Origin of the sequence: Pulveribacter sp. (assembly GCF_032079985.1) — a bacterium.
In the GTDB taxonomy this organism is placed as follows: Bacteria; Pseudomonadota; Gammaproteobacteria; order Burkholderiales; family Burkholderiaceae_C; genus Melaminivora.
The window spans coordinates 748850-773432 of record NZ_DAMATK010000001.1 but is presented as its reverse complement, the minus strand read 5'-3'; the positions used below and the strand labels follow the sequence as shown (position 1 = coordinate 773432).

Annotated in this window: 23 protein-coding genes; 6 read left to right on the top strand and 17 right to left on the bottom strand. The window is 67.9% G+C overall.

Annotated features, from left to right (window positions below):
* Positions 1 to 3: 3 nt before the first annotated feature.
* Complete coding sequence (locus RT282_RS03585; protein WP_313311799.1) at positions 4 to 3456, bottom strand: response regulator; 3453 nt, start codon at positions 3454 to 3456, stop codon at positions 4 to 6.
* A gap of 198 nt (positions 3457 to 3654) precedes the next feature.
* Between RT282_RS03585 and RT282_RS03580 the strand changes: the two genes are divergently transcribed.
* Positions 3655 to 4236: a DJ-1/PfpI family protein gene (locus RT282_RS03580; protein ID WP_312305045.1), complete on the top strand. Its 582-nt coding sequence runs from the start codon at positions 3655 to 3657 to the stop codon at positions 4234 to 4236.
* A 71-nt stretch (positions 4237 to 4307) separates the two neighbouring features.
* Positions 4308 to 4679 (top strand): ribbon-helix-helix domain-containing protein, encoded by a 372-nt coding sequence (locus tag RT282_RS03575; protein ID WP_313311798.1) that lies wholly within the window; start codon positions 4308 to 4310, stop codon positions 4677 to 4679.
* A 167-nt stretch (positions 4680 to 4846) separates the two neighbouring features.
* Here RT282_RS03575 and RT282_RS03570 read toward each other — a convergent pair whose 3' ends face one another.
* The 10 genes from RT282_RS03570 to RT282_RS03525 all read right to left on the bottom strand — a co-directional run bounded on the left by RT282_RS03570 (position 4847) and on the right by RT282_RS03525 (position 16184).
* Positions 4847 to 5119 (bottom strand): hypothetical protein, encoded by a 273-nt coding sequence (locus RT282_RS03570; protein ID WP_312756677.1) that lies wholly within the window; start codon positions 5117 to 5119, stop codon positions 4847 to 4849.
* A gap of 137 nt (positions 5120 to 5256) precedes the next feature.
* Positions 5257 to 5883 carry an SAM-dependent methyltransferase gene (locus RT282_RS03565; RefSeq protein WP_313311797.1) on the bottom strand — a complete coding sequence of 209 codons (627 nt, stop codon included), beginning with the start codon at positions 5881 to 5883 and terminating at the stop codon, positions 5257 to 5259.
* Positions 5870 to 6631, bottom strand: a complete 762-nt coding sequence (locus RT282_RS03560) for a PIG-L deacetylase family protein (RefSeq protein WP_313081702.1) — start codon at positions 6629 to 6631, stop codon at positions 5870 to 5872. The genes RT282_RS03565 and RT282_RS03560 overlap by 14 nt, the downstream gene beginning before the upstream one ends.
* Positions 6628 to 7677 (bottom strand): acyl-CoA dehydrogenase, encoded by a 1050-nt coding sequence (locus RT282_RS03555; protein WP_313311795.1) that lies wholly within the window; start codon positions 7675 to 7677, stop codon positions 6628 to 6630. Before RT282_RS03555 ends, RT282_RS03560 begins: the two co-directional genes overlap by 4 nt.
* The gene (locus RT282_RS03550; RefSeq protein ID WP_312306836.1) at positions 7674 to 8345 is read right to left on the bottom strand and encodes a glycosyltransferase family A protein; all 672 of its coding nucleotides are present in this window, start codon (positions 8343 to 8345) and stop codon (positions 7674 to 7676) included. The genes RT282_RS03555 and RT282_RS03550 overlap by 4 nt, the downstream gene beginning before the upstream one ends.
* Positions 8346 to 8553: 208 nt before the next feature.
* A complete protein-coding gene (corA, locus tag RT282_RS03545; protein ID WP_313311793.1) occupies positions 8554 to 9696 on the bottom strand; it encodes a magnesium/cobalt transporter CorA in 1143 nt (380 codons plus the stop codon).
* Between the two features lie 237 nt (positions 9697 to 9933).
* On the bottom strand, positions 9934 to 14556 hold the full coding sequence (locus tag RT282_RS03540; protein ID WP_313311792.1) for a choice-of-anchor U domain-containing protein: 4623 nt from the start codon (positions 14554 to 14556) through the stop codon (positions 9934 to 9936).
* 76 nt (positions 14557 to 14632) lie between these two features.
* Positions 14633 to 15151: a phage tail protein gene (locus RT282_RS03535; protein ID WP_312306832.1), complete on the bottom strand. Its 519-nt coding sequence runs from the start codon at positions 15149 to 15151 to the stop codon at positions 14633 to 14635.
* Positions 15152 to 15178: 27 nt separating this feature from the next.
* Entirely contained in the window at positions 15179 to 15673 is a 495-nt protein-coding gene (locus RT282_RS03530; protein ID WP_312306830.1) for a tail fiber protein, read from the bottom strand.
* A 4-nt stretch (positions 15674 to 15677) separates the two neighbouring features.
* Positions 15678 to 16184 carry a tail fiber protein gene (locus RT282_RS03525; protein WP_312306828.1) on the bottom strand — a complete coding sequence of 169 codons (507 nt, stop codon included), beginning with the start codon at positions 16182 to 16184 and terminating at the stop codon, positions 15678 to 15680.
* Between the two features lie 142 nt (positions 16185 to 16326).
* Here RT282_RS03525 and RT282_RS03520 point away from each other — a divergent pair, with 142 nt between their 5' ends.
* The gene (locus tag RT282_RS03520; RefSeq protein WP_313311790.1) at positions 16327 to 16806 is read left to right on the top strand and encodes a DUF6916 family protein; all 480 of its coding nucleotides are present in this window, start codon (positions 16327 to 16329) and stop codon (positions 16804 to 16806) included.
* Here the strand turns inward: RT282_RS03520 and RT282_RS03515 are convergent.
* The 3 genes from RT282_RS03515 to glmS all read right to left on the bottom strand — a co-directional run bounded on the left by RT282_RS03515 (position 16787) and on the right by glmS (position 19704).
* On the bottom strand, positions 16787 to 17350 hold the full coding sequence (locus RT282_RS03515) for a GNAT family N-acetyltransferase (protein ID WP_312306826.1): 564 nt from the start codon (positions 17348 to 17350) through the stop codon (positions 16787 to 16789). The genes RT282_RS03520 and RT282_RS03515 overlap by 20 nt on opposite strands.
* Positions 17322 to 17645 carry a DUF6916 family protein gene (locus RT282_RS03510; protein ID WP_312306825.1) on the bottom strand — a complete coding sequence of 108 codons (324 nt, stop codon included), beginning with the start codon at positions 17643 to 17645 and terminating at the stop codon, positions 17322 to 17324. Before RT282_RS03510 ends, RT282_RS03515 begins: the two co-directional genes overlap by 29 nt.
* Positions 17646 to 17802: 157 nt before the next feature.
* Positions 17803 to 19704, bottom strand: a complete 1902-nt coding sequence (gene glmS / locus RT282_RS03505) for a glutamine--fructose-6-phosphate transaminase (isomerizing) (protein ID WP_313311788.1) — start codon at positions 19702 to 19704, stop codon at positions 17803 to 17805.
* A gap of 147 nt (positions 19705 to 19851) precedes the next feature.
* On the opposite strand from glmS, the gene RT282_RS03500 reads away from it, so the two are divergent.
* From RT282_RS03500 to RT282_RS03490, 3 genes are all read left to right on the top strand, one after another.
* A complete protein-coding gene (locus tag RT282_RS03500; RefSeq protein WP_313311786.1) occupies positions 19852 to 20367 on the top strand; it encodes an Lrp/AsnC family transcriptional regulator in 516 nt (171 codons plus the stop codon).
* A 95-nt stretch (positions 20368 to 20462) separates the two neighbouring features.
* Positions 20463 to 21455: a DnaJ C-terminal domain-containing protein gene (locus tag RT282_RS03495; protein ID WP_312307006.1), complete on the top strand. Its 993-nt coding sequence runs from the start codon at positions 20463 to 20465 to the stop codon at positions 21453 to 21455.
* Positions 21456 to 21459: 4 nt separating this feature from the next.
* Positions 21460 to 21795, top strand: a complete 336-nt coding sequence (locus RT282_RS03490) for a chaperone modulator CbpM (RefSeq protein ID WP_313311785.1) — start codon at positions 21460 to 21462, stop codon at positions 21793 to 21795.
* Here the strand turns inward: RT282_RS03490 and RT282_RS03485 are convergent.
* From RT282_RS03485 to RT282_RS03475, 3 genes are all read right to left on the bottom strand, one after another.
* On the bottom strand, positions 21792 to 22559 hold the full coding sequence (locus RT282_RS03485; protein WP_313311784.1) for an ATP-binding protein: 768 nt from the start codon (positions 22557 to 22559) through the stop codon (positions 21792 to 21794). The genes RT282_RS03490 and RT282_RS03485 overlap by 4 nt on opposite strands.
* Before the next feature lie 6 nt (positions 22560 to 22565).
* Positions 22566 to 23999, bottom strand: a complete 1434-nt coding sequence (gene glmU / locus RT282_RS03480; RefSeq protein ID WP_313311783.1) for a bifunctional UDP-N-acetylglucosamine diphosphorylase/glucosamine-1-phosphate N-acetyltransferase GlmU — start codon at positions 23997 to 23999, stop codon at positions 22566 to 22568.
* 141 nt (positions 24000 to 24140) lie between these two features.
* On the bottom strand, positions 24141 to 24521 hold the full coding sequence (locus RT282_RS03475; RefSeq protein WP_313311781.1) for a DUF2917 domain-containing protein: 381 nt from the start codon (positions 24519 to 24521) through the stop codon (positions 24141 to 24143).
* Positions 24522 to 24583: the final 62 nt, after the last annotated feature.

Genomic DNA, 24583 nt, shown 5'->3' with positions numbered 1-24583 from the left:
GCGTTACTTGGGCATCCAGACGCGCAGCAGGGACAGGAGCTTTTCCACGTCCAGCGGCTTGGCGATGTAGTCGCTGGCGCCGGCGGCCAGGCACTTGTCCTGGTCGTCCTTCATGGCCTTGGCCGTGAGGGCGATGATGGGCAGACGGCGCCATTGCGCGCGCTTGCGGATCTCGCGCATGGCGGTCAGGCCGTCCATCTCCGGCATCATGATGTCCATCAGCACCAGGTCCACGGGCGGGCGGCCCTCGCTGCCGGCGCGCTCCAGCGCCTGCAGCGCCTCGCGGCCGTTGCGCGCGATCTGCACCTGCACACCCGTGGGCTCCAGCACGCTGGACAGCGCGAACACGTTGCGCACATCGTCCTCCACCACCAGGATGGTGCGGCCCTCGAAGGCCTCGTCGCGCGCGCGGGCGCGCTGCAGCAGCCGGCGCCGGTCGTCGGGCAGGGAAGACTCCACCTGGTGCAGAAACAGCGTGACCTCATCCAGCAGCCGCTCGGGCGAACGTGCGTCCTTGATGATGATGGACTTGGAAAAACGCCGCAGCTCCTGCTCTTCGCCCGCCGACAGCGAGCGGCCGGTGTAGACGATGACGGGCGGGAAATCCATGCCTTCCTGCTCGGCCATCTGCTGGAGCAGCTCATAGCCGGACAGGTCGGGCAGGTTCAGATCCATGACCATGCAGTCGAAGCTGCCTGCGCTCAGGAGCTTCAGTGCTTCCTGCGCCGTGGCGGCGCCGGCGATCTCCACGTCGTCGGCGGCCAGCAGCTCGCACATGCTCTGGCGCTGGCGCTCGTCATCCTCTACCACCAGCAGGCGGCGCATGCTCTGGGTGAACTTGGCCTCCATGCGCTGCAGCGCTTCCACCAGCTCGTCGCGCTGCACGGGCTTGAGGGCGTAACCGATGGCGCCCTGCTCCATGGCCTTTTGCGAATAGTCCGCCACCGACACCACGTGCACCGGGATGTGGCGCGTGGCCGGGTCGCGCTTGAGCTGGTCCAGCACACCCAGGCCCGAGTAGTCAGGCAGGTTCATGTCCAGCAGCACGCCGCTGGGGCTGTACTGCTGGGCGGCGGCCAGACCCTCGCGGCCGGTGTCGCAGACGATGCACTGGAAGTCCATCTCGTGCACCAGCTCGTACAGGATGCCGGCGAAGTAGGGGTCGTCTTCGATCACCAGGATCAGGCGGCGGCCGGGCTCGATCTGCTCGCGGTCGTCGGCCAGAGGATCCCCGGAGGCCCGGGCGGCGGTGGGCGAAGGAGACGGCGCGTCGCGCCGGATCACGGGCGGGGTCACGGCGGGCGGCATGGGCAGCGGCGCCACCGCCGGCAGGGACGCCACGGCGGGCGCCGTCAGGGGCAGCGTCAAGGTGAAGGTGCTGCCCTGTCCCAGTGCGCTCTGCACGGACAGGGTGCCGCCCAGCACGCCGGCCAGCTTGCGCGAGATCGACAGCCCCAGGCCGGTGCCGCCGTACTTGCGGTGCATGCTGCCGTCGGCCTGGCGGAAGGCCTCGAACATCTCTTCCTGCTGGTCGGGTGCGATCCCGATACCGGTGTCGTTCACGGCCAGGCAGACCTGCTCGGCGCTGCCGCGGTAGATGCGCAGCGAGACCTCCCCGCGTTCCGTGAACTTGAGGGCGTTGAACAGCAGGTTCTTGAGAATCTGCGAGAGGCGCTGCGCGTCGGTGGCGATGCTCTCGGGGACGCCCGGCTCGATCTTCATGTGCAGCGCCAGGCCCTTTTCCTCGGCCAGGGGGCGCAACGGGTCGACGACCTCGCGCGCCAATCTGGCCAGGCTCACGTCGTCGATGTCCACGCTGGTCTGGCCAGCCTCGATCTTGGCCAGGTCCAGGATGTCGTTGATCAGGGCCAGCAGGTCGTTGCCGGCGCTCTGGATGGTCTGGGCGTAGCGCACCTGCTCGGGTGTCAGGTTGCCGTTCTTGTTGTCGGCCAGCAGCTTGGACAGGATGAGGCTGGAGTTGAGCGGCGTGCGCAGCTCGTGGCTCATGTTGGCCAAAAACTCGCTTTTGTACTGGCTGGCGCGGCTCAGCTGCTCCGCCTGGGCCTGCAGTGTGTCCTGGGTGCGCAGCAACTGCTCCTTCTGGTATTCCAGCTCCTGGGTCTGCTCCTCCAGCTGGGCATTGGATTCCTCCAGCGCCACCTGCTGCGCCTGCATGAGCCGCTGCGACTCCTGCAGCGAATTGCTTTGTTGCTCCAGCTCCTCGTTATTCACGCGCAGCTCTTCCTGCTGCGCCTGCAGCTCCTCTGCCTGGCGCTGGGTTTCATCCAGCAGCGCCTCAAGACGCGAGCGGTCCAGCGCGCCGCGCACCGCTTGGGCCAGTTGCTCGTCAGCCCGGTCCAGGAACTCGCGGCCCTCCTCGCCCAGGGGCGTGAACAGGCCCAACTCCACCACGGCCAGCGTCACGCCGCTGAGCCGGATGGGCAGGATGACCAGCTCGGACGGCGCGGCCTGGCCGCTGCTGGAGCTGACCGGCAGGTAGCCCGCCGGCACATCGCGCACGTGCATCAGCGTGCGCGACTGCAGCGCCTGCCCCACCAGGCCTTCGCCCGGGTGCACCACGTCCGCCGCGCTGCCCGGCATGAGGGCGTAGCTGCCCTGGCGCTCGTACACGCCATGGCCCTGGGTGACGTACATGGCACCCACCCTGGCATCCAGCCAGTAGGCGAGGTATTCGACGATGGCCGGGGCCAGCTCTTGGATGCGCTGCTCGCCCTGCAGGCGCGTGCCCAGCCCCACGATGCCGCTCTTGATCCAGTTCTCCCGCTCGCGCTTGCGGTGGTCGGTCAGGGCCATGGCCCCGGCAGCGCAGATCAGCGCCAGCAGCAGCGCCGTGCTGACCCAGACCAGGTATGTGGCGGTGCTGAATTCGCTCTCCCACACCGTACGGCGCTGCTGCAGATCCTCGCGCTCGGCGTTCAGCAGGTCACGCACCACGGCGCGCAGGCTTTCCATGGTCACGCGCGCCTCGGTGCGCATGATGGTCACGGCTTCGTCGCGCCGGCCCTCGCGCTGCAGCGCGATCATGCGGGCCAGCTCGCCCATCTTCTTGCTGGCCAGGCCCTGCAGCTGGTCCAGGCGCTGTTTCTTGGTGAGGGAACCATTGGCAAAGCGCTGCAGCTTGGCCAACTCCACCGGCAGCGCTGCCTCTGCCACGGTGTAGGGCGCCAGCAACTCTTCGTCATTCGTGACCAGGTAGCCACGCTGGGCCGTTTCGCCGTTCTTGATGTGAGCCCACACCAGCTGAACCTGCGCGATGGAGTCCACCGCGGTATTCATGTCGGTGACGATCTGCGCCCGGTCTTCGCTGGAGCGCCAAGTCAGCACGGCAATCAAGAAGGCGGCCACGGCGGCCACCATGAAGCCGGACAGAATGCGAAACGGAAAACCTGAACCCGGCCTTACGAGAGGCCGTGAGGGAAGGGAGGAAGCTGGCATTTGTGACTTCTGGTAAATGGCGCCGCGCGATGATAGGGAGCGCCGTGGCCTTGCCCTGTAGGGCAACGCCGCATGGCGGCGCAGAGATGCGCTGCTTGCCGTCGGGCCAGATCTGTTGTAGTAGCGGGCTAACACCCGCTTGCGCGCAGCCGGTCCAACAATGCCTGAGCCTAACCCGAAAGCAACAGGAGACATGACATGGCAGGCAAGAAGATATTGATGATCTGTGGCGACTACTGCGAGGACTACGAGACCATGGTGCCCTTCCAGGCACTGCAGGCCGTGGGGCACGCGGTGCATGCCGTATGTCCCGACAAGAGCGCCGGCGACCACATCAAGACAGCCATTCACGATTTCGAGGGCGCTCAGACCTACAGCGAGAAGCCGGGCCACAACTTCGTGCTGAACGCCAGCTTTGCCGAGGTCCGGCCGGAGGACTATGACGCTCTGGTCGTGCCCGGCGGCCGGGGACCCGAGTACCTGCGCGGCTACCCGGCGGTGCTCTCGGCGGTGCGCCACTTCTTCGAGGCCAACAAGCCGGTGGCCGCCGTGTGCCATGGCGCGCAGTTGCTGGCCGGCGCCGGTGTGCTTAAGGGCAGGACATGTTCCGCCTACCCCGCCTGCCGCGCGGAGGTGGAGCTGGCCGGCGGCACCTATGCCGACATCGCTGTGGACAAGGCCTATACCGAGGGCAATCTGGTATCCGCACCGGCTTGGCCGGCGCACCCGGACTGGATCGCCCAGTTCCTGGTTCTGCTGGGAACGCGCGTCACGCACTGAGCCGCGCCAGCGGCACAATGCAGCGCAGCCGCCACGGCTGGCGCGCAGCGACGATGACGAGGAGATGAGCGATGTGCCAGGTATTCACCAGCGCCGATCCCGCCCTGTACGAAAGCCGTGCGCGCTCCGTACGGCTGCACGGTGTGGCGACAAGCATCAGGCTGGAAAACCTATTCTGGCAGGTGCTGGAGGAAATCTCCGCGCGCGATGGCATGACAGTGCCGCAGTTGTGCGCCCGGCTGCACGACGAACTGACGCAGCAGTGTGGGCAGGTGGAGAATTTTGCTTCCTTCCTGCGCGTGTGCTGTGGCCGCTATCTGGCGCTGCAGCTATCGGGCGGCATTCCGCGCGATACGCGCGTTTCGATCCGAAGCCTCGATGCGGCGCAGGTGCTAGCCAGCCAGTTGGATGCGCCGCCACAGCGCCGCTTGCGCGCTGTGTGAAGTCGGTCGCTCATCAATGATGGGCCGGCGGATCCTGCACGGGAGGCTCGACGGGCTGCGCCGGCGGGTCTTCGATTGGCACCTCCGAAGGCCAGTGCACAGGCGCAGGTGGCGGAGCCTGCGGCACGCTGGGCTGGGGCGTGGGAATGGACGAGCAATATGCCATGTCAGGGAATAGGCTTGTGCGCCGGCGCATCGGAGCCGGTATCGCGCCCGGGAACCTGCTCCGCTTCTGGTGAGCGATTGGCATAGGTAGACAGGTCGCCGCCGGAGGCGAAGCGCCGTGCGTTGTCGCCATTGCCGGGATTCTCGCTTTCCGGCCCCTTGTGCTCGCGCGCGTCCACGCGCATCCCGTACATGGTGAAGTGCCCCTGGTCGCGGGCACGGTCCCGCTGCTCGGAGTCCAGCAGCTTATCCAGGCGTGAAGAGGGATTGGTCATGCATCTGCCTCTCTGAAAGAAGAGTATGGCTGCTGTCATTGCGGCCTATCGTGGTGTCATGGTGCATGTCTGCGGGCGCCACCGGCCTTCCTGCATGCTGCTTCCATTTGTCGGACAAGGGCCTTAGCTTGTCGTGCTCAGCCCCGCCCTTCCCGCAGGGCCAGGCTTTCTGCCTCGCCTCGGGTCCACACGTCGAGCACAAAATCCGCATCCCGCACATGCGTGACGCGCGGCAAGGACAGGCCGGCGTGCAAGCGCTCGTGCACCTGGCTTCCCGTCTGGGCGCAGCCTTCAATGGCATGCGTCCAATGGCAGGCCACGACCGTGGCCTGCGGCGCCAGCCCCTGAAGCAGGCGTGTCATGAGCTGATCCAGATCCTCGTACGTCAGGTAGTACAGCAACTCGCTCAGCACCACCAGATCGAAAACCTCCTGCGGCCACTGGTCGGGCACGCAGGCCTGCCTGAACCAGGCTTGGCAATTGTTGCTCTCCAGCCGCAGGCGGGCGGTCTCCAGCGCCCGGGCCGAGCAGTCCCAGGCCTGCAGCCGATCGCAGCGCAGGGCCAGTTGTGCGCTCAGCAGCCCATGGCCGCAGCCCGGCTCGAAGGCATGGGCGTAGCGGCGTCCGGGCAGGCTGGCCAACAGCAGCGCGCGTTTGCGTTCCTCATACCAGCTGCCATCCATGGCCCAGGGGTCGGTCGACGCGGCATACAGGCCGTCGAAGCGCTGGGCCGTCCATGTGTGCGGCGGATCAAGAGGAGCCATGACAGAAGAAGTATTCGCGCGGCCAATGCGCGCGCTCGACGATGGCCGCATCCAGCACGGCGCCCAGCCGCGCCGAGCGTGGCTGCAGCTGCGAGCGGTGTGCCTGCAGCGCCGCGATCTTGCGCTGCAGCGCGGCGGGGGGAGCGTCCAGGGCGTACAGGTCCTGCCACGGAATCTGCGGTGCGCCTGGTCGGGCCCAGTGCCACATCCACACCGGCGCCTGTAGCAAAGGAATGCGCAGGCGGCGCGCCACATCCAACGCCACGCGGCCACAGCATTCATGGTCAGGGTGGCCGTCCAGGCGCCAGGTCGTCACCAGTGCATCCGACGGCTCTACCAGCTCCAGCAGGGCTGCGTGCAGCCGCCCGCCAGCTTCGGCCACGCCGCCGTCGGGCAGGTGCAGATGGGTGACAGGCACATGCCCCAGGCCCAAGGCCGCCAGTCCTTCATCGCGCTCGCTGCAGCGGATGGCCTGCACTTGCGGCATGGGCCAGCATGCCTCGGCGTGGCTGGCCTCCCCGTCGGTGGCGGCCACGATGTGCACTGCGCCGCCGGACTCGGCGTGCTGCTGCATCAGCAGCGCGCAGGCCAGCACCTCATCGTCTGGGTGCGGGGTCAGCACCACCAGGCGCCGTTCGGGTGCCACGAGCGGCCGCACGCTTGTGGGCACACAGTGCATCAGCCAGCCATGCCACTGCGCGGCCGGCACCTGGGCCGCCGTAATACGGCGCGATGCGGCGTTGTTCACAGTGTCCAAGCGGGTACTCCTGGGCTGTGCCGCTGCGCCAACTGCCCGCCGATGGCGGCGTCGTCGCGAGCGGCATGGCTCTGTCGGATGAACACGGACAAATCGGCGGCGCGGCGGGCAAAGGCTGCGTCGCGGCATAGCGACGTCGCGCCCAATGCACGCGTGGTTTCGTCCAGCACCTGCCGCGCTGCGGCCTCCACGCATTGGCGCGCGCGCAATGCCATCCACTGGGCATCGGCCTGTGGATGGGCGTCGATCCACGCCGCCGTCTCGCGCAGCAGCGCGGCGGCGGCAGCGAGCTGCACATCCACCCGCCCCAACGCAGCCAGGCGATGGACGTCGGGCGGCCGCCCGCTGGCAGGATCGCAGGCGCGGTGCAGCGCCTGCGCCAGCGCCGCGGCACCACCCAGCCAGCAAGCGGCCACGCCCGCGCCGCCCTGCCAGAAGCCTGGCCGGGCCAGATAGGCACCTGCAGCGCCCACCTGCTGCGCCGGCACCTCGTCGAAATGCACATCCGCGCTGGCGCTGGCGGCCATGCCGACCGCCTGCCAGGCAGCGGTGGAGATCGACACTCCGGGCTGGCGCAAGGCCACTGCCACCAGCTGGGGTTGCTCTGCATCCGGGGCCCAGGCCGTCAGCACGGCGTGGCTCACGTCCTGCGCGCCCGAGCACCAGGCCTTGGTGCCGCTGATGCGGGCACTGTCACCATCGACATGCAGCCGCACCCTGGCACCGGGCGCCTCGGCGGCCCAGACAGCCCAGGTGCTCGGGGTATCGGCCTCTGCATGGCCCGCCGCGCCCAGCTCGTGCAGGATGGCCAGTGCATCGGTGTGGCCCTCATACAGTTTCGCCAGCGAGAGGTCACATGCCCCCACGGCGGCAAGGGCGCGCCAGCGTTCCAAGGTGCAGCCGCGGCCGGGCAATGGCAGGGCGTCCAGTCTGGCCTCCACCAGCTGTCGCAGCTCCTGCGACGGGTATGCGAGTGGCACGGCCAGCTGGCCCAGCTGGCACGTCAGCCGCTCGATCAACGATGCGTGCGAGTTCATGCCGCCACCCCTAACGCTTCTGCGTGCAGCCGATCCAGATAGGCGCCAAAGCCCTGCGGCGCCCGGTAGTCGGCGCGCGCGCTGGTGCGCACCCGCGGGCGGTTGGACCAGGCAATGCGCGCGCCGCTGACCGCCAGCGCCTCTACCAAAGCCACGTCCTCATGCGAACGCAGCGGCGCGAACCCCCCTGCGGCCTGGTAGGACTGCGCGCACACGCCCAGGTTGGCGCCGTGGATGTGACGGTGTCCCGGTTCGTCCCGGTAGGCTGCCTCGTACTGGCGGCGCACGGCCGTTCCGTAGCCGCTCCAGTCCGCCACCTGCACTGTGCCGCAGACGCACTGCGCCGCCTCGGCCAACTGCGCGGCGATCCAGTCCGGAGCCACTTCGCTGTCGGCGTCGGTGAAACTGAGCCAGCGAGCGCCTTGCTCCAGCGCCAGGGCCGCCCCCGCGGCCCGCGCCTTGCCGACGTTGCGCGCCTGCAGCCGCACGGCCTGTGCCCCATGCCGTGCGGCGACGCGGGCCGAGCCATCGGTGCAGGCGTCCAGCACCACGATCACGCGCACCGACTCGCCCGCCAGCTCGGCACACTCGGCGGCACGCGCCACCGAGCGCAGACAGGCCGGCAGGTGCCGCTCCTCATCGTGCGCAGGAATGATGACCGCAATCAAGATGCCCTCTCCGTGCGGCGGCACGCGGGCCAAGGGGTGGGGAGCATGGGCAAGTTTTCCACGACAGTGTTTTGGACGCGCACAGCGGCGCGGCTGCCTGATCGTAGAAATTCCGCTCGACAGGGGGTGTAGGACAAGCGGGAGCGGACCCATCCGCCGCCAGCCCGGCCGTGGGTGCGGCACCTGCCCTTCGGGCAGGCTCACGCCGTCAAAGCCAGCGCTTGCGCCGGAAGTACACCAGCATGCCCAGCACCACGGCCGCCATGACGCCCAGCACATACAGATACCCGTAGCGCCAGTGCAGCTCGGGCATGTTGAAACGGCTGCCGGTGTCGAAATTCATGCCGTACAGCCCGGTGATGAAGGTCAGCGGCAGGAAGATGGTGGCGACGATGGTCAGCCCCTTCATGATGTTGTTCATGCGCCGGCTGACGGCCGACAGGTACACATCCAGCAGGCTGGAGGCCATCTCGCGATAGGTCTCGACAAAATCGATCATGACCACGCTGTGGTCGTGGCAGTCGCGCAGGTACACGCGCGTGCTCTCGTGGATGAACGGGGCATCCCCCCGCATGAGGCTGGCGATGGCCTCACGCTGCGGCCACCAGGCGCGGCGCATGACCACCAGCTCGCGCTTGGCGTAGTGCAGCTTGTTGCGCGCGTCGCGGTCGTCGTCGAGCAGTATCTCGTCCTCCAGCGCCTCCAGCTCGTCACCCAGTTCGTCCAGCAGGGGAAAGCCCGAGTCCACGATGGTGTCCAGCAGCGCGTACAGCAGGTAGTCGGCGCCCAGGCGGCGGATCTTGCCGTTGGCCCGGATGCGCTGGCGCACCGGCTCGAAGATGTCCTGGCTGCCGTCGTTGATGCTGACCACGAAGTTGCGGCCGAGGAACAGGCTGACCTGGTCCACCCGGCAGGCTCCGCATTCGCCATCGCCGCCCTTGTCGCGCCGCACCAGGTTCAGGATGACGAACTGGTGCGCGTCGTAGGCCTCGGCCTTGGCGCGCTGGCCGCGGTGCAATACGTCCTCCAGCGCCAGCGGGTGCAGGCCCATGGACTCCTTCAGGCTTTGCAGCTGCTGCGGACTGGGCAGGCCCTGCAGGTGCAGCCAAAAGACATGCCTGGTCTCTGCCAGGGCCATCCCGGCAGCTTCGATGGTGGGCCCCTGCTGCTCGACCACGTCGCCCTCGCGGGCGTAGTGCATCAGCAGCAGCCGTGCAGGCGGCAGTGGCGCATCGTCCTGCGGACTAGCGACGGCTTCGAGTGAGCCCGGCGGCGCACCGGGGCGGTTGTTGCGGCGGCGAAAGCCGTAGCGACGCAAGGTGCGGAGACGGGCAGTGACAGGGCGTTTCACAAGGGGCATCCTACGAGGGCCGAGTAGGACGACTCCCTTTTCACGCCTGCCGTGTGATGTGACTCCAGGCATGGCGATCCGAGCAGCCCCGTGACAGAACAGGCACTCCCTCAGCCAGCCACCTGCCCGCGGTTCTTCGCGGCAATTGTCGACGGCGGCGCAACTGGGGGCCGCGCGGCCGCCGGAGGGCTGGCCATGGAGACCTCGAAAGACCAGTTGCCGTGCCAGGAACGCCCTTCAATGGCGTGCGCGTTGACGCATGAACTGCCACGCCAGCACGGCCATGCACAACGCCAGCGCCAGCCGTCCCCACGCTGACAGCGTGGGAATGGGCGCCGCACCGCTGGGCGGAGCTGCTGCCACAGCAGGGCCACCAGGGTCCAGGATCACAGCGTTGGGCTGCAGGTCATCGTCGCCCTGCTGACCATCCACCACGGTGAGCGTGATGGTGTTGCCCGAGACTACGGCGTCCGGGTAGGCGTACCAGTGCGGTGTTGGATTGACCAGCGTAGGTCCGAACTTCCAGTACTGCGTACCCGGCGGCAGGGCCGTGGGATAGGTGAGCGTCACCGAAAATGAAGAGCCCGGCACGCCGCTGATGGCTACGAGGTCGAACAGACCCAGAGGAAAGGACACCCCGGCTGGCGGCGCCACGGACGGCGACTTCGGATGCCCAGTCAGAGGGATAAAGCCTGCATTCTGGTACTTGCCCATGCCCGGCTCAGCAAACACCCAGGCCGGTGTGGAAATGGTTGCCGACGCCGGACCGGAGGAAGTTGTTCCTGTCAGGCTGGAGCCGGCCGTCGGCGGGGGCGCAACCGTGAAGGCCTGCACCACATTGACCGCGGGGTTGTGGCTCGCATCTCCAGCCTGCGAAGCAATCACGTGACAGGTGCCGATGCCCAACAGACGCACGGTAGTGCCCTCTACTGCGCACACTAGCGGGGTGTCCGTGCCAAAGGCCACCGGCAGGCCCGAACTGGCGCTGGCTGCCACGACGAAGTCGGCATCACCCAGCACCCTGTTGGCCAGGACGCCAAAAGTGATGGACTGCAACGCCTTGCCCACGGACACGGTCACCGTGCCCGACACTGGCTCGTAGGTCGCATCCCCCGCCTTGGTGGCCGTGACCTCGCACAGGCCCACCGCTGTTCCAGTCAAGGTAACCCCCGACACCGAGCACACGCTGGCGCCAGAGGTGACGGCGTAGCTCACCGCACCGTTGCCCGCGCCGCCCGCGGTGGACAGAGTGGATGTTCCGTTCAGAGCCAACGAGGGCGACGACGACGCCACGACCAGCGCAGGCTGGTCCGCCTTCGTGACCAGCACTGCTACGCTAGACGTGGCAGCGCCATAGTTGATGTCTGCGGCCTTGGTCGCGGTCACGGTGCATCCGCCCACCCCGATACCGGTCAGCACGTTCCCAGTGACTTGGCACTGGCTGACCCCGGCGGTGACAGCGAAGGTCACCGCGCCCGTGCCGGATCCTCCACGTGTCCCCAGGGTTGCCGTTCCCAGGTAGGCGATGGTGTTGGGCGAAGCCGTGGCGACCAGTGGTTCCTGCGAGGCCTGCTCCACTTGAATGTCCACCGTGGCCGATGCCGGGTCATGCCGAGTGTCACCCGCCTTGGTCGCAGTCACCGTGCAGGTGCCGGGCGTTACGCCTGTGACCACGTTGCCCGACAGCGAGCACGAGGCAGCGCCGGCCGTGATGGCCAGCGTGACAGCGCCAGACCCGGCCCCCCCCGAAGTTGCCAGCGTTGCTGTGCCGTGGACGGCGATGGTGGAAGACGAGGAGGCGCTGACGGCCCAGCCAACCTGCGGGGCCCGACCCACGGTGATGACGACCTGCCCCGACACCTCGTTGTAGAGCGCATCAGCAGCACGCGTGGCCGTGACCGTGCACGAGCCTACATCCACCCCGGTCAGCACATTGCCTGTAACAGTGCAGACGTCCATCCCTGCGGTGACCGCAAAAGTCACTGCGCCCGCGTTCGAGCCGCCAGTCGCCCCTAGTGTGGTGGTGCCGTTGAATGCGATGCTGGCGGGCGAGGCAGTCGCCGTCAGCGGAGCCTGGTTGGCCTTGCTGACGTTGATATCCACTGTGGCTGTGGCCTGCAGGTAGTTGGCATCGGTGGCCTTGGTGGCTGTGATAGTACATGGCCCCACCCCCACGCCCGTGACCGTCGTGCCGGAGACGGAGCAGTTGGGCGCTCCTGCTGTTACCGCGTAACTCACCGCTCCGGTGCCCGTTCCACCAGTCGTGGACAGCGCCGCCGTACCGCTGTAGTGGATATTGGCCGGACTGGCCGCAACGGCCAGCGTGGCTTGCGCGCCCTTGGCGTTGGTCAACACGAGGGGAACCTGTACGCCACCGGCAGTGGCTGTCACGTTGTAGGTGCCCGCCAGCATGTTGGCAGCCGCATTCAGCGTGGCGATCCCGGCTGTGTTGGTGGTTGCCGAGCCACCCGCGTCCAGCGCCGCCGAAGCCCCCGATACCGGAGCGCTGAAAGTAACCACCACGTTGGACAGAGCGCGATCGTCCACGTCGAACACCTGCACCTGCAGCGGGGCGGCAAACGCCTGGCCGATCGGCGTGGACTGCGGGGCCCCAGCAAGTACATTGATGCGATGGGGCGGGCCGAAGGGATCGATGCGCAGCACCAGGCCATTGGCAGCAGACACGCCCGCCGCGGCACTGGAGGTAGGGTTCGCCAAGCCTTCCCAACCCGAGGTGGTCACCCCGCCCACCGAGAGGATCGTGTCGGTTTCCACCAGGGTGGCGGACAAGGCATGCATGGCATCGGCCCCGCTGGTGCCGAGAAAACCGGAATACACGAAACGGTTGGGCGCAGCCCACGCAATCTTGCTCAGGAAGCCATCTTGCTGACCGGGCTGGACAGTGGCGATGCCGCTTTGTGCCACCACGGGAAAGCCCGTCCCGGCGCTGGTCGCACCCGTGGCGTACAACGCATCGCCATCGTCTGCCAAGGCCGCCACGTAGTCGTAGCTTGAGCCGCCCAAGTAGGTGGCAAAGGGCGCCGTGGGATGCAGTCGGACGACGAAGCCATCCATGCCGCCATGCCCTGCGCTTTGCGGGCCGCCCGCGATGAACTGCGTGCCAGCATCGTTCGCGGGAAACTGGGGCGCGTTGGTCTCGCCGGCAACGACCAGCCCGCCACCCAAGTCGGCCACCAATGCCAGCGCGCGGTCGATGCCGACGTTGCCGTTGGCCGGAAGAGAGCCCGTGAGGATCTGCATCTGCGCGTTGGTGCCATCAGCTCCAACGAAGGCCACGAAGGCATCCACCGCGTCCTGCGACCGGGATGCCAGCACGGTGCGCGGCCCGATAAGCGTCGGTAGCCCATCGGTAGAGTCGGTAGCCCCAGCCACGGCCAGGCGGCCGTCCGCCAGCAACGCCAGCGCATTGCCCATCTCATCGCCGCCGTTGCCGCCCAGGAAACCTGCATAGTCCAGGCCGCTGCCATTGGCGGCCACGCGCGCCACGAACGTGTCCATGCCGCCGGTACCAAGCTGGTCGCCCCCGTGGCTCAGACGGGGCCCTCCGAAGGCCGGGAACGCCGGTGCTGCCGTGGTACACCCTGCTGCAGCCGTAGTAGTGCAAATGGAAAAACCCGTCACGTAGGCGCGTCCTGCCGCATCGACGACGATGGCATTGGCTTGGTCGTCCTCGGCGCCGCCGATGAAGCCTGCATACGAGACCGAGCTGCCATCGCTGCCCAGGCGCATCACGAAGGCATCCCGGTCCTGCTGCATTTTGGTACGCCGCAAACGGTTGTCCGGATCGGTACCTGCTGTGGGGAAATCGGTGGAATGGGTGGCGCCCGCAAGGTAGATCCGGCCGCTGCCATCCAGTGCCAAGCCGTGGCAGGCATCGTTAGCACTGCCGCCCACATAGGCCACAAACTGGGCCACGCCCTTCGGGTCGAACTTCACCACGAAGGCGTCGTCGCCCCCGCGGCTGCCTGCACCGCCAGTGATCGGCAGATTCAGCGACTGGGTCGCGCCACAGGCGAAGGTATTGCCGTCCTGGTCACGTGCTACGGTAAACACTTGGTCGTCCGCATTGCCACCCACCAAGCCCGAGTAGCCCGTCCAGGCCGGGTCGATGACCAGGGGTTTACGGCTGTCGTGCGGCGCCAGCGCGAAACGCACGCGCCAGCTGCGCTCGCCTGCCTGCTCTACCACGTAGCGAGCGGCCACCGTGACGCGCTGCGCGCCTTCGGGCTGATACACCACGGGCGCCGCATCGACCAGCACCTCGTCGCCCACGCGCCACTGCAGCGAGCCATCGGGCTGCAGGCTCAGGGCGTCGGCACCGTCCACGCGCCACGCCACCTGCTCGGGGTCGGCGCCGGGTGCCAGCTCAAACTGGTACTTGAAACCGCCGGCATTGCCGCCGAAATAGGCGTCGATGCCCGGCCACACACCGCGGTAGGCCACCGCGCCATAGCTCTTCAGCCCGGTCTGCCATTGCGACCGGTCTCCCACCAACCAGTGGTAGACCGTCGGTGATGCCTGCATACCCTGCGGAGCCACCCCTGCCGTGCCTTCGAAGCGGTAGCGCAGTCCGCCGTCCCCGGCCGCCTGCAACCCCCCATTCGCAGCCTTAGCCCACGTGGCTGGCATGCGCCGCGACTGCAGCAGCACGCCCGTGTCGTCGAAGGCGAGCTGCCGACCTGCTGCTGCCGCGCGAAATCGTGCCAGTCCATCGCTGGCGGGCATGGCCATGAAGCGGTTCTCGCGTCCCGCTAATTCGCGCTGCACGACGGGCTTAGTCTGCGACCAAGAGGGCAAGGCGCCCGCAACGAGCGCCAGGGCCAGAACGGTACAACGCATGATGAGTGTCCAGGCAGGGCAGATGATCAGGGGTAGCGGGCCCAACCGGGGCAGGCAAGCATTTGCACGCGCGCCATCAGGACCGGGGGGGAAATACGCCCTGCAACGCAATGATGAAATTTGCGGTCAGGTAGGGTGGCATGTTGTTGTGCGGCTGACCGGCACCGGCCACGCTGACCGCCTGCACAGACATGGGCTCGCTGGGGGCCATACTGGCGTAGGCCCGCGCAGGCGAGGCACCCAGGGCAGCGCCCGCGGGGTCGGATACGGCCGGGCCGGCTGCATCGCCGCCGTACAGCATGTGGGTATGCATGGGTATTTCGCTGGGTAGCAGGCTCACAGATTCCGCTCCGCCCGCTTCCCCGATGTCATAACTGAGCAAGCCTGGACCCTGCCCCCACATCATGGGCACGCGGCCTTGCAGGTCAGGCAGAGCAAAATTGCTCTTCCCATTACCGCCGTATGTCGTGCCCAGCAGTGAAAACAGCGCAGTGTTCTGCGATAGGGGCAGGAGTTGCCCATCGCACATTGCCCACCCCTTGGGTGCGAAGTTGAAGGGAACAATACGGATTTCCGCAACGAAGGGATCGGCCATGGTGCGCAGGTCTCTGGGTTTAGTCGATCAGTTCTGCGAGGGGAAGATACCCTGCAGCGCAATCACGAAATTCAACGTGATGAAGGGGGGCAGGTTCAAGTGGGACTGACTCCCCCCCACGGATGTGATCGCATCGGTGCGGGTGGCTGCCGTGGCTGCCGCAGCGTAGTTGCCCCGCGAGGCGGCAAAGGCATTCCCCGTCGGGCCCGTGGCATGCCCCACTGCCGAGGTGGCACTCGGCACATGGGTGTGTGCCGGCATTTCGTTGATCGACAGCGTGTGCTCTTCAGCGCCCCCTCGGGTTCCCCGCGGATACCCGGGCGCCACGTGGATGGGCATGCGCCCGCGAAAATCCGGCAGGGCGAAATTGACCCGCCCATCGCCACCGAACGTGGTTCCAAGCAGGGAAAAGAGCCCCTGGTTCTGGTTGATGGGCAACAGTTGGCCGTTGCACAGCGCCCAGCCCTTGGGAGCAAAGCTGAAGGAAGCGATGCGGATTTCTCCGAGAAACGGTTCTGCCATGACGTCAGGTCGGCGACGGATAGATGCCGAAGAGCGAGATGATGAAACTCACGCACAGGAACGGAGGCCGGTTCTCGTGCGGTTGGCTGCCTCCGGCCGACAACAGCGTGCCGGGGTGCATAGGTTGCGCCGCAGGCGCGGCATTCACGAAGTTCTTGTAGTCGCGGTGCCGCGCAGGCAATGCGCCTACGGGCGAGGCCACATACCCCGTGCCCGCAGCCACCATCAGAGTGTGGTTGTGGCGGGGGATTTGACTGACGGTGAGCGTCACCGCCTCGACCCCGCCCATCTCGGCCAAATAGTGGCCGTTGCCTTGGTGGATGGGAATGCGCCCGCGCAGGTCCGGCAACCCGAACGTGTTCTGTCCGTCCCCGCCATAGGTGGTGCCGATCAGCTGGAACAACGTCTCGTTCCCGGCAATCGGCAGTATCTGGCCCTCACAGAAGGCCCAGCCTACTGGGGCGAAATTCCCGGCGAACATGCGAATTTCGCCAATGTAGGGTTGTGCCATGTAGCGCTGCAGGCCGTACCGACCTGTTGGACAGGGAACGAAAAGGATGGAAAGGTGTCAGCCCGCAGATCGTGCCAGTGACTACCTCGTAAAGCGCGCCAATATAAAAGGGGTCACTCCTTGATGCAAGACAAACATAGCGTTGCAGTTAAAACTAAGGCAATATCTGCGCCGCTTGCAATCCTTCAGACCTCATTTCTGCCGCCCCTTCTTCATGAATCGTGAACGCCGCACCTTCCTCAAGGCCGCAGGCATGGCCTCGACTGCTGCGGCCTCGGCAGCAATGGGCCATGCTGCTGCCGCCATCCCCGCATCGCAGCAGCAGTTAGGCACCATGACCCTGCTTCGCAGTCATTTCGCGCGACTTGCGGGGGAAGGGTTCACCTTCCTGCACCCTAGTGGTGTCCGCGGTAGCGCCACCTTGCTGCATGCCCACCCACTGGAAGGCGCGGAGGATGGCGAGCGCAGCTTTCGACTGGTCTTTGCTCCAAATGACTCCTCCTTGAGCCAGGACACGTGGGAGGTTTCCCACCCTGCCCTGGGCACGCATGCAATCTTCGTGAGCCCTAATGACGCACAAGGCCAGAAGATCGAAGCCATCTTCAACCGCCATCAACCCTAGCTACAGGCAGTGCGCGTTTCGCCGTGGGCGCTGGCGGGCGACGCATGCATACATACACTCCTTCCAGTTCGCCGGTGATGAAACCCTCGCGCTGGTACAGCCCGTAAGCCGGGTTGCTGACTTCGACATACAGCAGCGTCTCGCGTCCCTGCCGGTCCGCGCACTCAAGGACCATGCGCACCAGCGCCGCCCCCCAGCCGCGGCGGCGCCAGGGTGGTAGCAGAGCGATGTCCATCAGGCGCAACTGTCCTGTTGGCGCCGCCAGGTACAGACGACCTACCGCTGTGCCGAGGTGCTCCACCACCATGAACGAAGCAGTGGGGTAATGCTTACGGTAATGGTGGTCCTGAAGCGCGAACTGCGAATCCGAAAACGCCTGCTTCTGTGCCTCGGTCCACGGCGTCAGTGCCAATTCAGGGTCCCGCACCGTACGGTACAGCGCACGCAGGAACGGCAGGTCCGTGATAGTGGCCGGCCTCAGGTGCAGCGCGGGCGGCAACAGCGATAAGTTCAGGTCACCCCACATGCGAGAAACATGCTTCATAGACGAAGCCTTCAGGCCGGCGCGCCACAGGCGTCATGAAGATGGCGTAGTCACCCAGTTGCGGATGTTGCATTCGGTAGGTGCCCTGGGTCAGAAACGCGTCGGCTGGCCCCTGAAAACTGATGCGGAACTGGTGGGCGCCAGGCGCTGCTGGAGACTCGGCCACTTCGCAGACCGTTAGTGGGACCGTAATAGGGCCAGCGGGCGTAGCCAGGTGTGCCAGCACCTGCTGACGCGCAAAACACTGCGCGTCGGGCCAGGTAAGCGTGCGGGAGAACAATGCGGAGTCGAGCACGGCGGGAGGTCGGGAGTCAGAAAGCAACGCTGCATGCAAGCACCGTGCATGCGCGGCTGCAACGCTGAACGAGTATAGCGATGGGGTTCCTGCCAGCGCTCGGGCCGCATGTCCTCCAGCCATTCGACAGCGGCGGGCGGCTCTTCTTCACCCCCGCTCACTCCACCGTCACACTCTTGGCCAGGTTGCGCGGCTTGTCCACATCCGTCCCCCGCGCGCAGGCCGTGTGATAGGCCAGCAGCTGCAGCGGCACCACGTGCAGCAGCGGCGACAGCGGTCCGCCGTGCTCGGGCATGCGGATGACGTGGATGCCCTCACTGCTGTCGATGTGGGTGTCGGCGTCGGCCAGCACGTACAGCACGCCGCCGCGGGCGCGCACTTCCTGCATGTTGCTCTTGAGCTTTTCCAGCAGCGCGTCGTTGGGCGCCACGGTCACCACCGGCATCTCGCTGGTCACCAGCGCCAGCGGGCCGTGCTTGAGTTCGCCGGCCGGGTAGGCCTCGGCGTGGATGTAGCTGATCTCCTTGAGCTTGAGCGCACCCTCCAGCGCAATCGGGTAGTGCAGCCCGCGGCCCAGGAACAGGGCGTTCTCGCGCCGCGCGAAGTCCTCGGCCCAGCTGATGATCTGGGGCTCCAGCGCCAGCACGGCCTGCAGCGCCACGGGCAGGTGACGCAGGGCCTGCAGGTGGCGCGCTTCGTCTTCCTCACTCAGCAGTCCTTTCGACTGCGCCAGCGCGAGGGTGAGCAAAAACAGCCCGGCCAGCTGCGTGGTGAAGGCCTTGGTCGAGGCCACGCCGATTTCCACCCCGGCGCGGGTGACGTAGGCCAGCGCGCATTCGCGCACCATGGCGCTGGTGGCCACGTTGCACACGGTGAGGGTGTGGCGCATGCCCAGCCCCTTGGCGTGGCGCAGCGCGGCCAGGGTGTCGGCCGTCTCGCCGGACTGGCTGATGGTGACCACCAGCGCGCGCGGGTTGGGCACGCTGGTGCGGTAGCGGTATTCGCTGGCCACCTCCACCTGCGTGGGAATGCCGGCAATGGCCTCCAGCCAGTACTTGGCCGTCAGGCCGCTGTAGTAGCTGGTGCCGCAGGCCAGGATGAGGACGCTGTCGATCTCCTTGAACACACGCCAGGCGGCGGCGCCTGCCCCGTCGAACAGCTCGGGCACGATGCCCTGCACACCCTCCAGCGTGTCGGCCAGGGCGCGCGGCTGCTCGAAGATCTCCTTTTGCATGTAGTGGCGGTAGGGCCCCAGCTCGGCCGCGCCGCTGTGGGCATGCACGGTGCGCACGGGGCGCTCGGCCGGACCCAGGCTCTGACCGTCGGCCGTGGTGATCCAGTAGCGGCCCAGCTGCAGGTCCACCAGGTCGCCCTCTTCCAGGTAGACGATCTGGTCCGTCACGCCGGCCAGGGCCATGGCGTCGCTGGCCAGGAAATGTTCGCTGCCGCCCTCCCCCACGCCCAGCACCAGCGGCGAGCCGGCGCGCGCTCCCACCACGCGGTGCGGCTCGTCGCGGTGGACCACGGCGATGGCGAACGCCCCGCGCAGCTCTTGCGTGGCCGCGCGCACGGCAGCGAACAGGTCGCCGTCGTACAGACTGTCCACCAGGTGGGCGATGACCTCCGTATCGGTCTGGCTGGAGAACACGTAGCCGCGCGATTCCAGCTCGCGGCGCAGCGCCTCGTGGTTCTCGATGATGCCGTTGTGCACCAGGGCCACGCGGCCAGGGCGCTGGGCATCGCTGTGCGGCGCCACGCCGGGGCCGTGGCTGAAGTGCGGGTGGGCGTTGTGCACCTGCGGTGCGCCGTGCGTGGCCCAGCGGGTGTGGGCGATACCGGTGCCACCCTGCAGGTCGTCGTGCGCCACCTGGGCCAGCAGTTCAGCCACGCGCGCCGTGCTGCGCGCGCGCACCAGCCCCGCGCCGCTGCGGCCCGGCAGGCTTTGCGCGTGGACGGCCACGCCGCAGGAGTCATAGCCGCGGTACTCCAGGCGCTGCAGGCCCTGCACCAGGATGGGAACGATGTTGCGCGTGGAGACCGCGCCGACGATGCCGCACATAAGCCAATGCTCCGTAATTGAAGAAGAAATGCGATGGGCGGATGCTATGAAGCCCTGTGTGAAATTTGTGATTTCTTTTCATCTATTTTTGATATCACATTTCAAAACCATGAAGACATGAAATATTGATTCATTTAACATCTATTCATGCAACCAGAAATGACGCTCGACGGCATCGACATGCAATTGCTTGACCAGCTGCAGCGCGACGCGTCACTGAGCAACCAGTACTTGGCCCGGCAGGTGGGCGTGTCGCCCGCCACCTGTCTGCGCCGCGTGCGCCGGCTGCACGAGTGCGGGCTGATCGAGCGCCAGGTGGCCCTGGTGCAGCCCGAGCGGCTGGCGGCGGCGCTGGGCCACGGCCTCACGGTGATCGCCGAGGTCTCGCTGGACCGCCAGGGCGCCGAGCACCTGGATGCCTTCCAGGCCCGCGCCGTGCAGGAGGACGCGGTGCAGCAGTGCTGGCGCGTCTCACCGGGGCCGGACTTCGTCCTCGTCGCCCAGGTGGTGGACATGCCGGCCTGGCTGGCGCTGTCGCAGCGGCTGTTCACGCAGGACGCCAACGTGCGCAACGTGCGTGCCTTCTTCGCCACCCAGCGCGCCAAATTTGAGACAAAACTGCCTCTAACGCCCTCCAGTCAAGCGCCAGAAGCTATCAAATAAATAGCAACAACATTCTCCCCCCTTGACCTACAGGCACCGCGCCACCAGCTCGCTTACAGTGACCCAGGCACGGCAGTGCCAGCCATGGAGGACGCATGGAATTCAAGGACTACTACAAGACGCTGGGCGTGGCCAAGGACGCCACGGCCGACGAGATCAAGAAGGCCTACCGCAAGCTGGCCCGCAAGTACCACCCGGACGTGAGCAAGGAGCCCGAGGCCGCCGCGCGCATGGCCGAGGTGAACGAGGCCAACACCGTCCTGTCCGACCCGGAGAAGCGCGCCGCCTACGACCAGCTGGGCCGTAGCGCGCCGCACGGCGCAGGGAGCGGCGGCCAGGGCTTTCGCCCGCCACCGAACTGGGATGCGGGCTTCGAGTTCACCGGCGCGCCCGATGGCGCCGAGGGCATGGACAGTGCCCAGTTCAGCGAATTCTTCGAAGAACTCTTCGGCCGCGCCGCCCGCGGCCAGGGGCACGGCCGCGCCCACCGCGCGGGCGGCGGCGCGGCGCGCGAGCAGCGCGGCAGCGACCACCACGCCCGCATCGAGCTGGATCTGCAGGACGCCTACCACGGCGCCGAGCGCACCCTGTCGCTGCGCGGGGCGCGGCTGGACGCGCAGGGCCACCTGGTGAATGAAGAGCGCCAGCTGCAGGTCAGCATCCCCAAGGGTGTGCGCGAGGGCCAGCTGATCCGCCTGGCCGGCCAGGGCGCGCCGGGCTTGGGTGGCGCGCCGGCGGGTGACCTGTTCCTGGAGGTGCAGTTCAAGCCCGACAGCCGCTGGCGCGCCGAGGACCGCGATGTCTATCAAAGCGTGCCCGTGGCGCCCTGGGAGGCCGAGCTGGGCGGCGCCATCGAGGTCACCACGCCCGGCGGCACTACGGTGGAAGTCACCGTCCCCGCCCGCTGGAAGCCTGGGCGCAAGCTGCGCCTCAAGGAGCGCGGCATCCCCGCCGCCACGCCGGGCGACCTGTACCTGGAGCTGCACATGGTCCTGCCACCGGCCACCACCGAGGCCGAAAAGCAGGCCTGGCGCGCCCTGGCCCAGGCCTATCCCACGTTCAACCCCCGCCGCACCCAAGGAGGCTGAAGCCATGTCCCCATCCAACACGACCGCCGGCGCCCTGGCCGAGCTGCTGGACGAGCGCGGCCCTTTGAGCCTGGAAGAGCTGGCCCGCGCCTGCTGCATGGCGCCCGGCTGGGTCAGCGAGCGCGCCACGGCCGGCCTGCTGCAGGGCGATCAAGCCGGCGGCCGCTGGCATTTCTCCAGCACCACCGTGGTGCGCGCGCGCCGCTTGGCGCGGCTGGAATCGACCTTCGATGCCGATCCGCAACTGGCCGGCCTGACGGCCGACCTGATCGAAGAGGTGAGCGCGCTGCGCCAGCGCCTGCGCCAGCTGGAGGCGCAGCTGGGCCTGGGAGGCCTTTAGCCAGGACTGGTGTACGCCGCCGGCCAGTCCAGCTGCACGGTGCAGCCCTCGCCGGGCTGGGCAGTGGCGCTGAGGCGTGCGCCATGGCGCTCGGCGATGGTCTGGCACATTGCCAGGCCTGCGCCCACACCCTCGAATTCCGACTCGCGGTGCAGCCGCTCGAACACGCCGAATACCTGCCCAGCGCGTTCGGGCTCGAAGCCGGCGCCGTTGTCCTGCACGCTGATGCGCACGCTGGCGCCCTGCTGCTGAGCCCGCACGGCAATGCGGGCCGGCTCGCGCCCCCGGGTGAACTTGAGCGCGTTGGCCAGCAGTTCGCGCAGCAGCTGGCGCAGCAGCGCCGGGTCGGCCTGCACGGCGGGCAGCTCGGCGCCCACCTGCCACTGCACGCCGCGCCCGGCCTCGGCGCCAGCCAGCAGGGTGCGCGCCTCGTGCAGCGCAGCGGCCAGGTCCACGCGCACAGGCTGCAGCGGGGCGCGGCCGGCGTCGGCTATGGCGCGCAGGCCGTCCAGCATCAGCGCCATGCGGCGGGCGGACTGCTCCATGGTGGCCAGGCAGTCCAGCGCTTCGGCCACGGGTTCGCCGGCGCCGGGCAGCTCGCCCAGCAGTTCTTGAACGAGAGCGCCGTAGGACGTGACGTGGCGCAGCGGCGCGCGCAAATCGTGCACCACGCGCTGCATGAAGGCGTCCTGCGCGGCGGCCATGTCGGCCAGCTGCCGGCGGGCGAGCGCCAGCTCCTGCTGCAGAGCCTGAACGTCGGCCATGCCGGCTCAGCCCTTGGGCTGCTTCGCGGGGCGCTGCCAGCCGGCCAGGCTGACCTGCTTGCCGCGTGCCACGGTCAGCACACCGGGCGGCGTGCTCTTGGTGACGGTGGAGCCGCCGCCCACGGTGCCGCCGGCGCCCAGGGTGAGGGGCGCCACCAGCACGCAGTTGCTGCCCACGTGCACGTCGGCCTCGATCACGGTGCGGTGCTTGTGGGCGCCGTCGTAGTTGGCGGTGATGCTGCCGGCGCCGTAGTTGACGCGCTCGCCCACGGTGGCGTCGCCCAGGTAGGCCAGGTGGTTGGCCTTGGCGCCGTCGGCCAGCGTCGAGTTCTTGACCTCGACGAAATTGCCGATATGCACCTCGCGCCCCAGCTGCGCGCCCGGGCGCAGCCGCGCGAACGGGCCGACCAGCGCGCCCTCGCCCACCTCCACACCCACGGCCTCGCCGTCGATGTGGGTGTAGGGGTGGATGACGGCGCCGGCGCCGATGCGGGCGTTGGCGATGTGGCAGCAGGCACCGATGCGCGCGCCCTCGCCGATGTGCACGCGGCCGCTGAAGATGCAGCCCACGTCGATCTCCACGTCCTGGCCGCAATCCAGCTGGCCGGGCGCGCCGCTGCGCACGTCCTGGCGCAGGTCGAAGCGCGCCGGATCGGCCAGGCGCACGCCCTGCTCCATCAGCCGCGCGGCCTGGCGCAGCTGGTGGGCGCGCTCCAGCTCGGCCAGCTGGGCAGGACTGTTCACGCCGGCCACCTGCAGGGCATCGCCAATGCAGTGGGCGGCCACGGGCACGCCGTCCGCCACGGCCATGGCGACGATGTCGGTCAGGTAGTACTCGCCCTGGGCGTTGTCGTTGGCCAGGCGCTCCAGCCAGCCGCCCAGACGCCGCGCGGGCACGGCCATGATGCCGCTGTAGATCTCGCCGATGGCGCGTTCCTCATCGCTGGCGTCCTTGTGCTCGACGATGCGCTGCACGGCGCCGCCCTCGCCGCGCACGATGCGGCCATAGCCGGTGGGGTCGGGCAGCTGCACCGTCAGCAGTGCCATGCGGTCGGCACCGGCCGCGGCCACCAGGGCGGCCAGGGTGTCCGCCTGCGTCAGCGGCACATCGCCCGACAGCACCAGCACCAGGCCATCGCCCGCCAGCAGCGGCACGGCCTGCTGCACGGCGTGGCCGGTGCCCAGCTGCGGCTCCTGGCGCACGGTTTGCAGGTCAAAACCGGCGCCAGCGCCCGCCCCGCTTGCGCAGGCAGCTTCCACCTCGATAGCAGCGTGGCCCGTCACCACCACCACGCGGCGGGCCTGCAGGCGCGCCGCCTGGTCCAGCACGTGGTGCAGCAGGGGCCGGCCGGCCAGGCGCTGCAGCACCTTCGGCGTGCGGCTTTTCATGCGCGTGCCGCGGCCGGCGGCCATGATGATGATGTCGAGTGGCGCTGTCATGGAAAGGGAGGTCGGGGTTGCAGGCAAGGCCGCGCGGCGCGCGAAACGGGGATTATCGGGCGCCTGCGGGTTATCCAAAAACCATAGCTGCCAGCGCTTGCCTGGCAAGGGTTTCAGCCTGTTTTAACCCCAAACCGCCCTTCAGGCGCCGCAGGCCTGCGGCTGGACGGCGCAGTCCGCGGGGCGCGCGGCCGGGGCATAGGTGCCGGCGCGGCGCCACTGGTAGTGCAGCGCCTCGCCGCCCAGCGGCTCCAGCACGGCCCGTTGGCCGGGCTGCACCTGCAGGCACTGGCCGGGGTACAGCAGCGTGTCGCCCGACTCCTCCAGCCAGCCGCCGGGGCCGGTGCCCAGCGTGACCCAGGCGCGCCCGCGCAGCACGCGCAGCTGCATGGCCGCCGCGGCACGCAGGCTGCGCGCCTGGCGCAGCTCCAGCGTCTGCACCTCGGCGCCCGCGGCCAGGCGCACGGGCTGCAGCGAGGATTGTTGCGATTCGGGAACAGATACGGAAGATACGGCGGTCATGACACTCTCCAAAAAGACCTTTGGTGTGCCTGCAGTGTGAAACTGCGTGCCCGGAGCGTCCA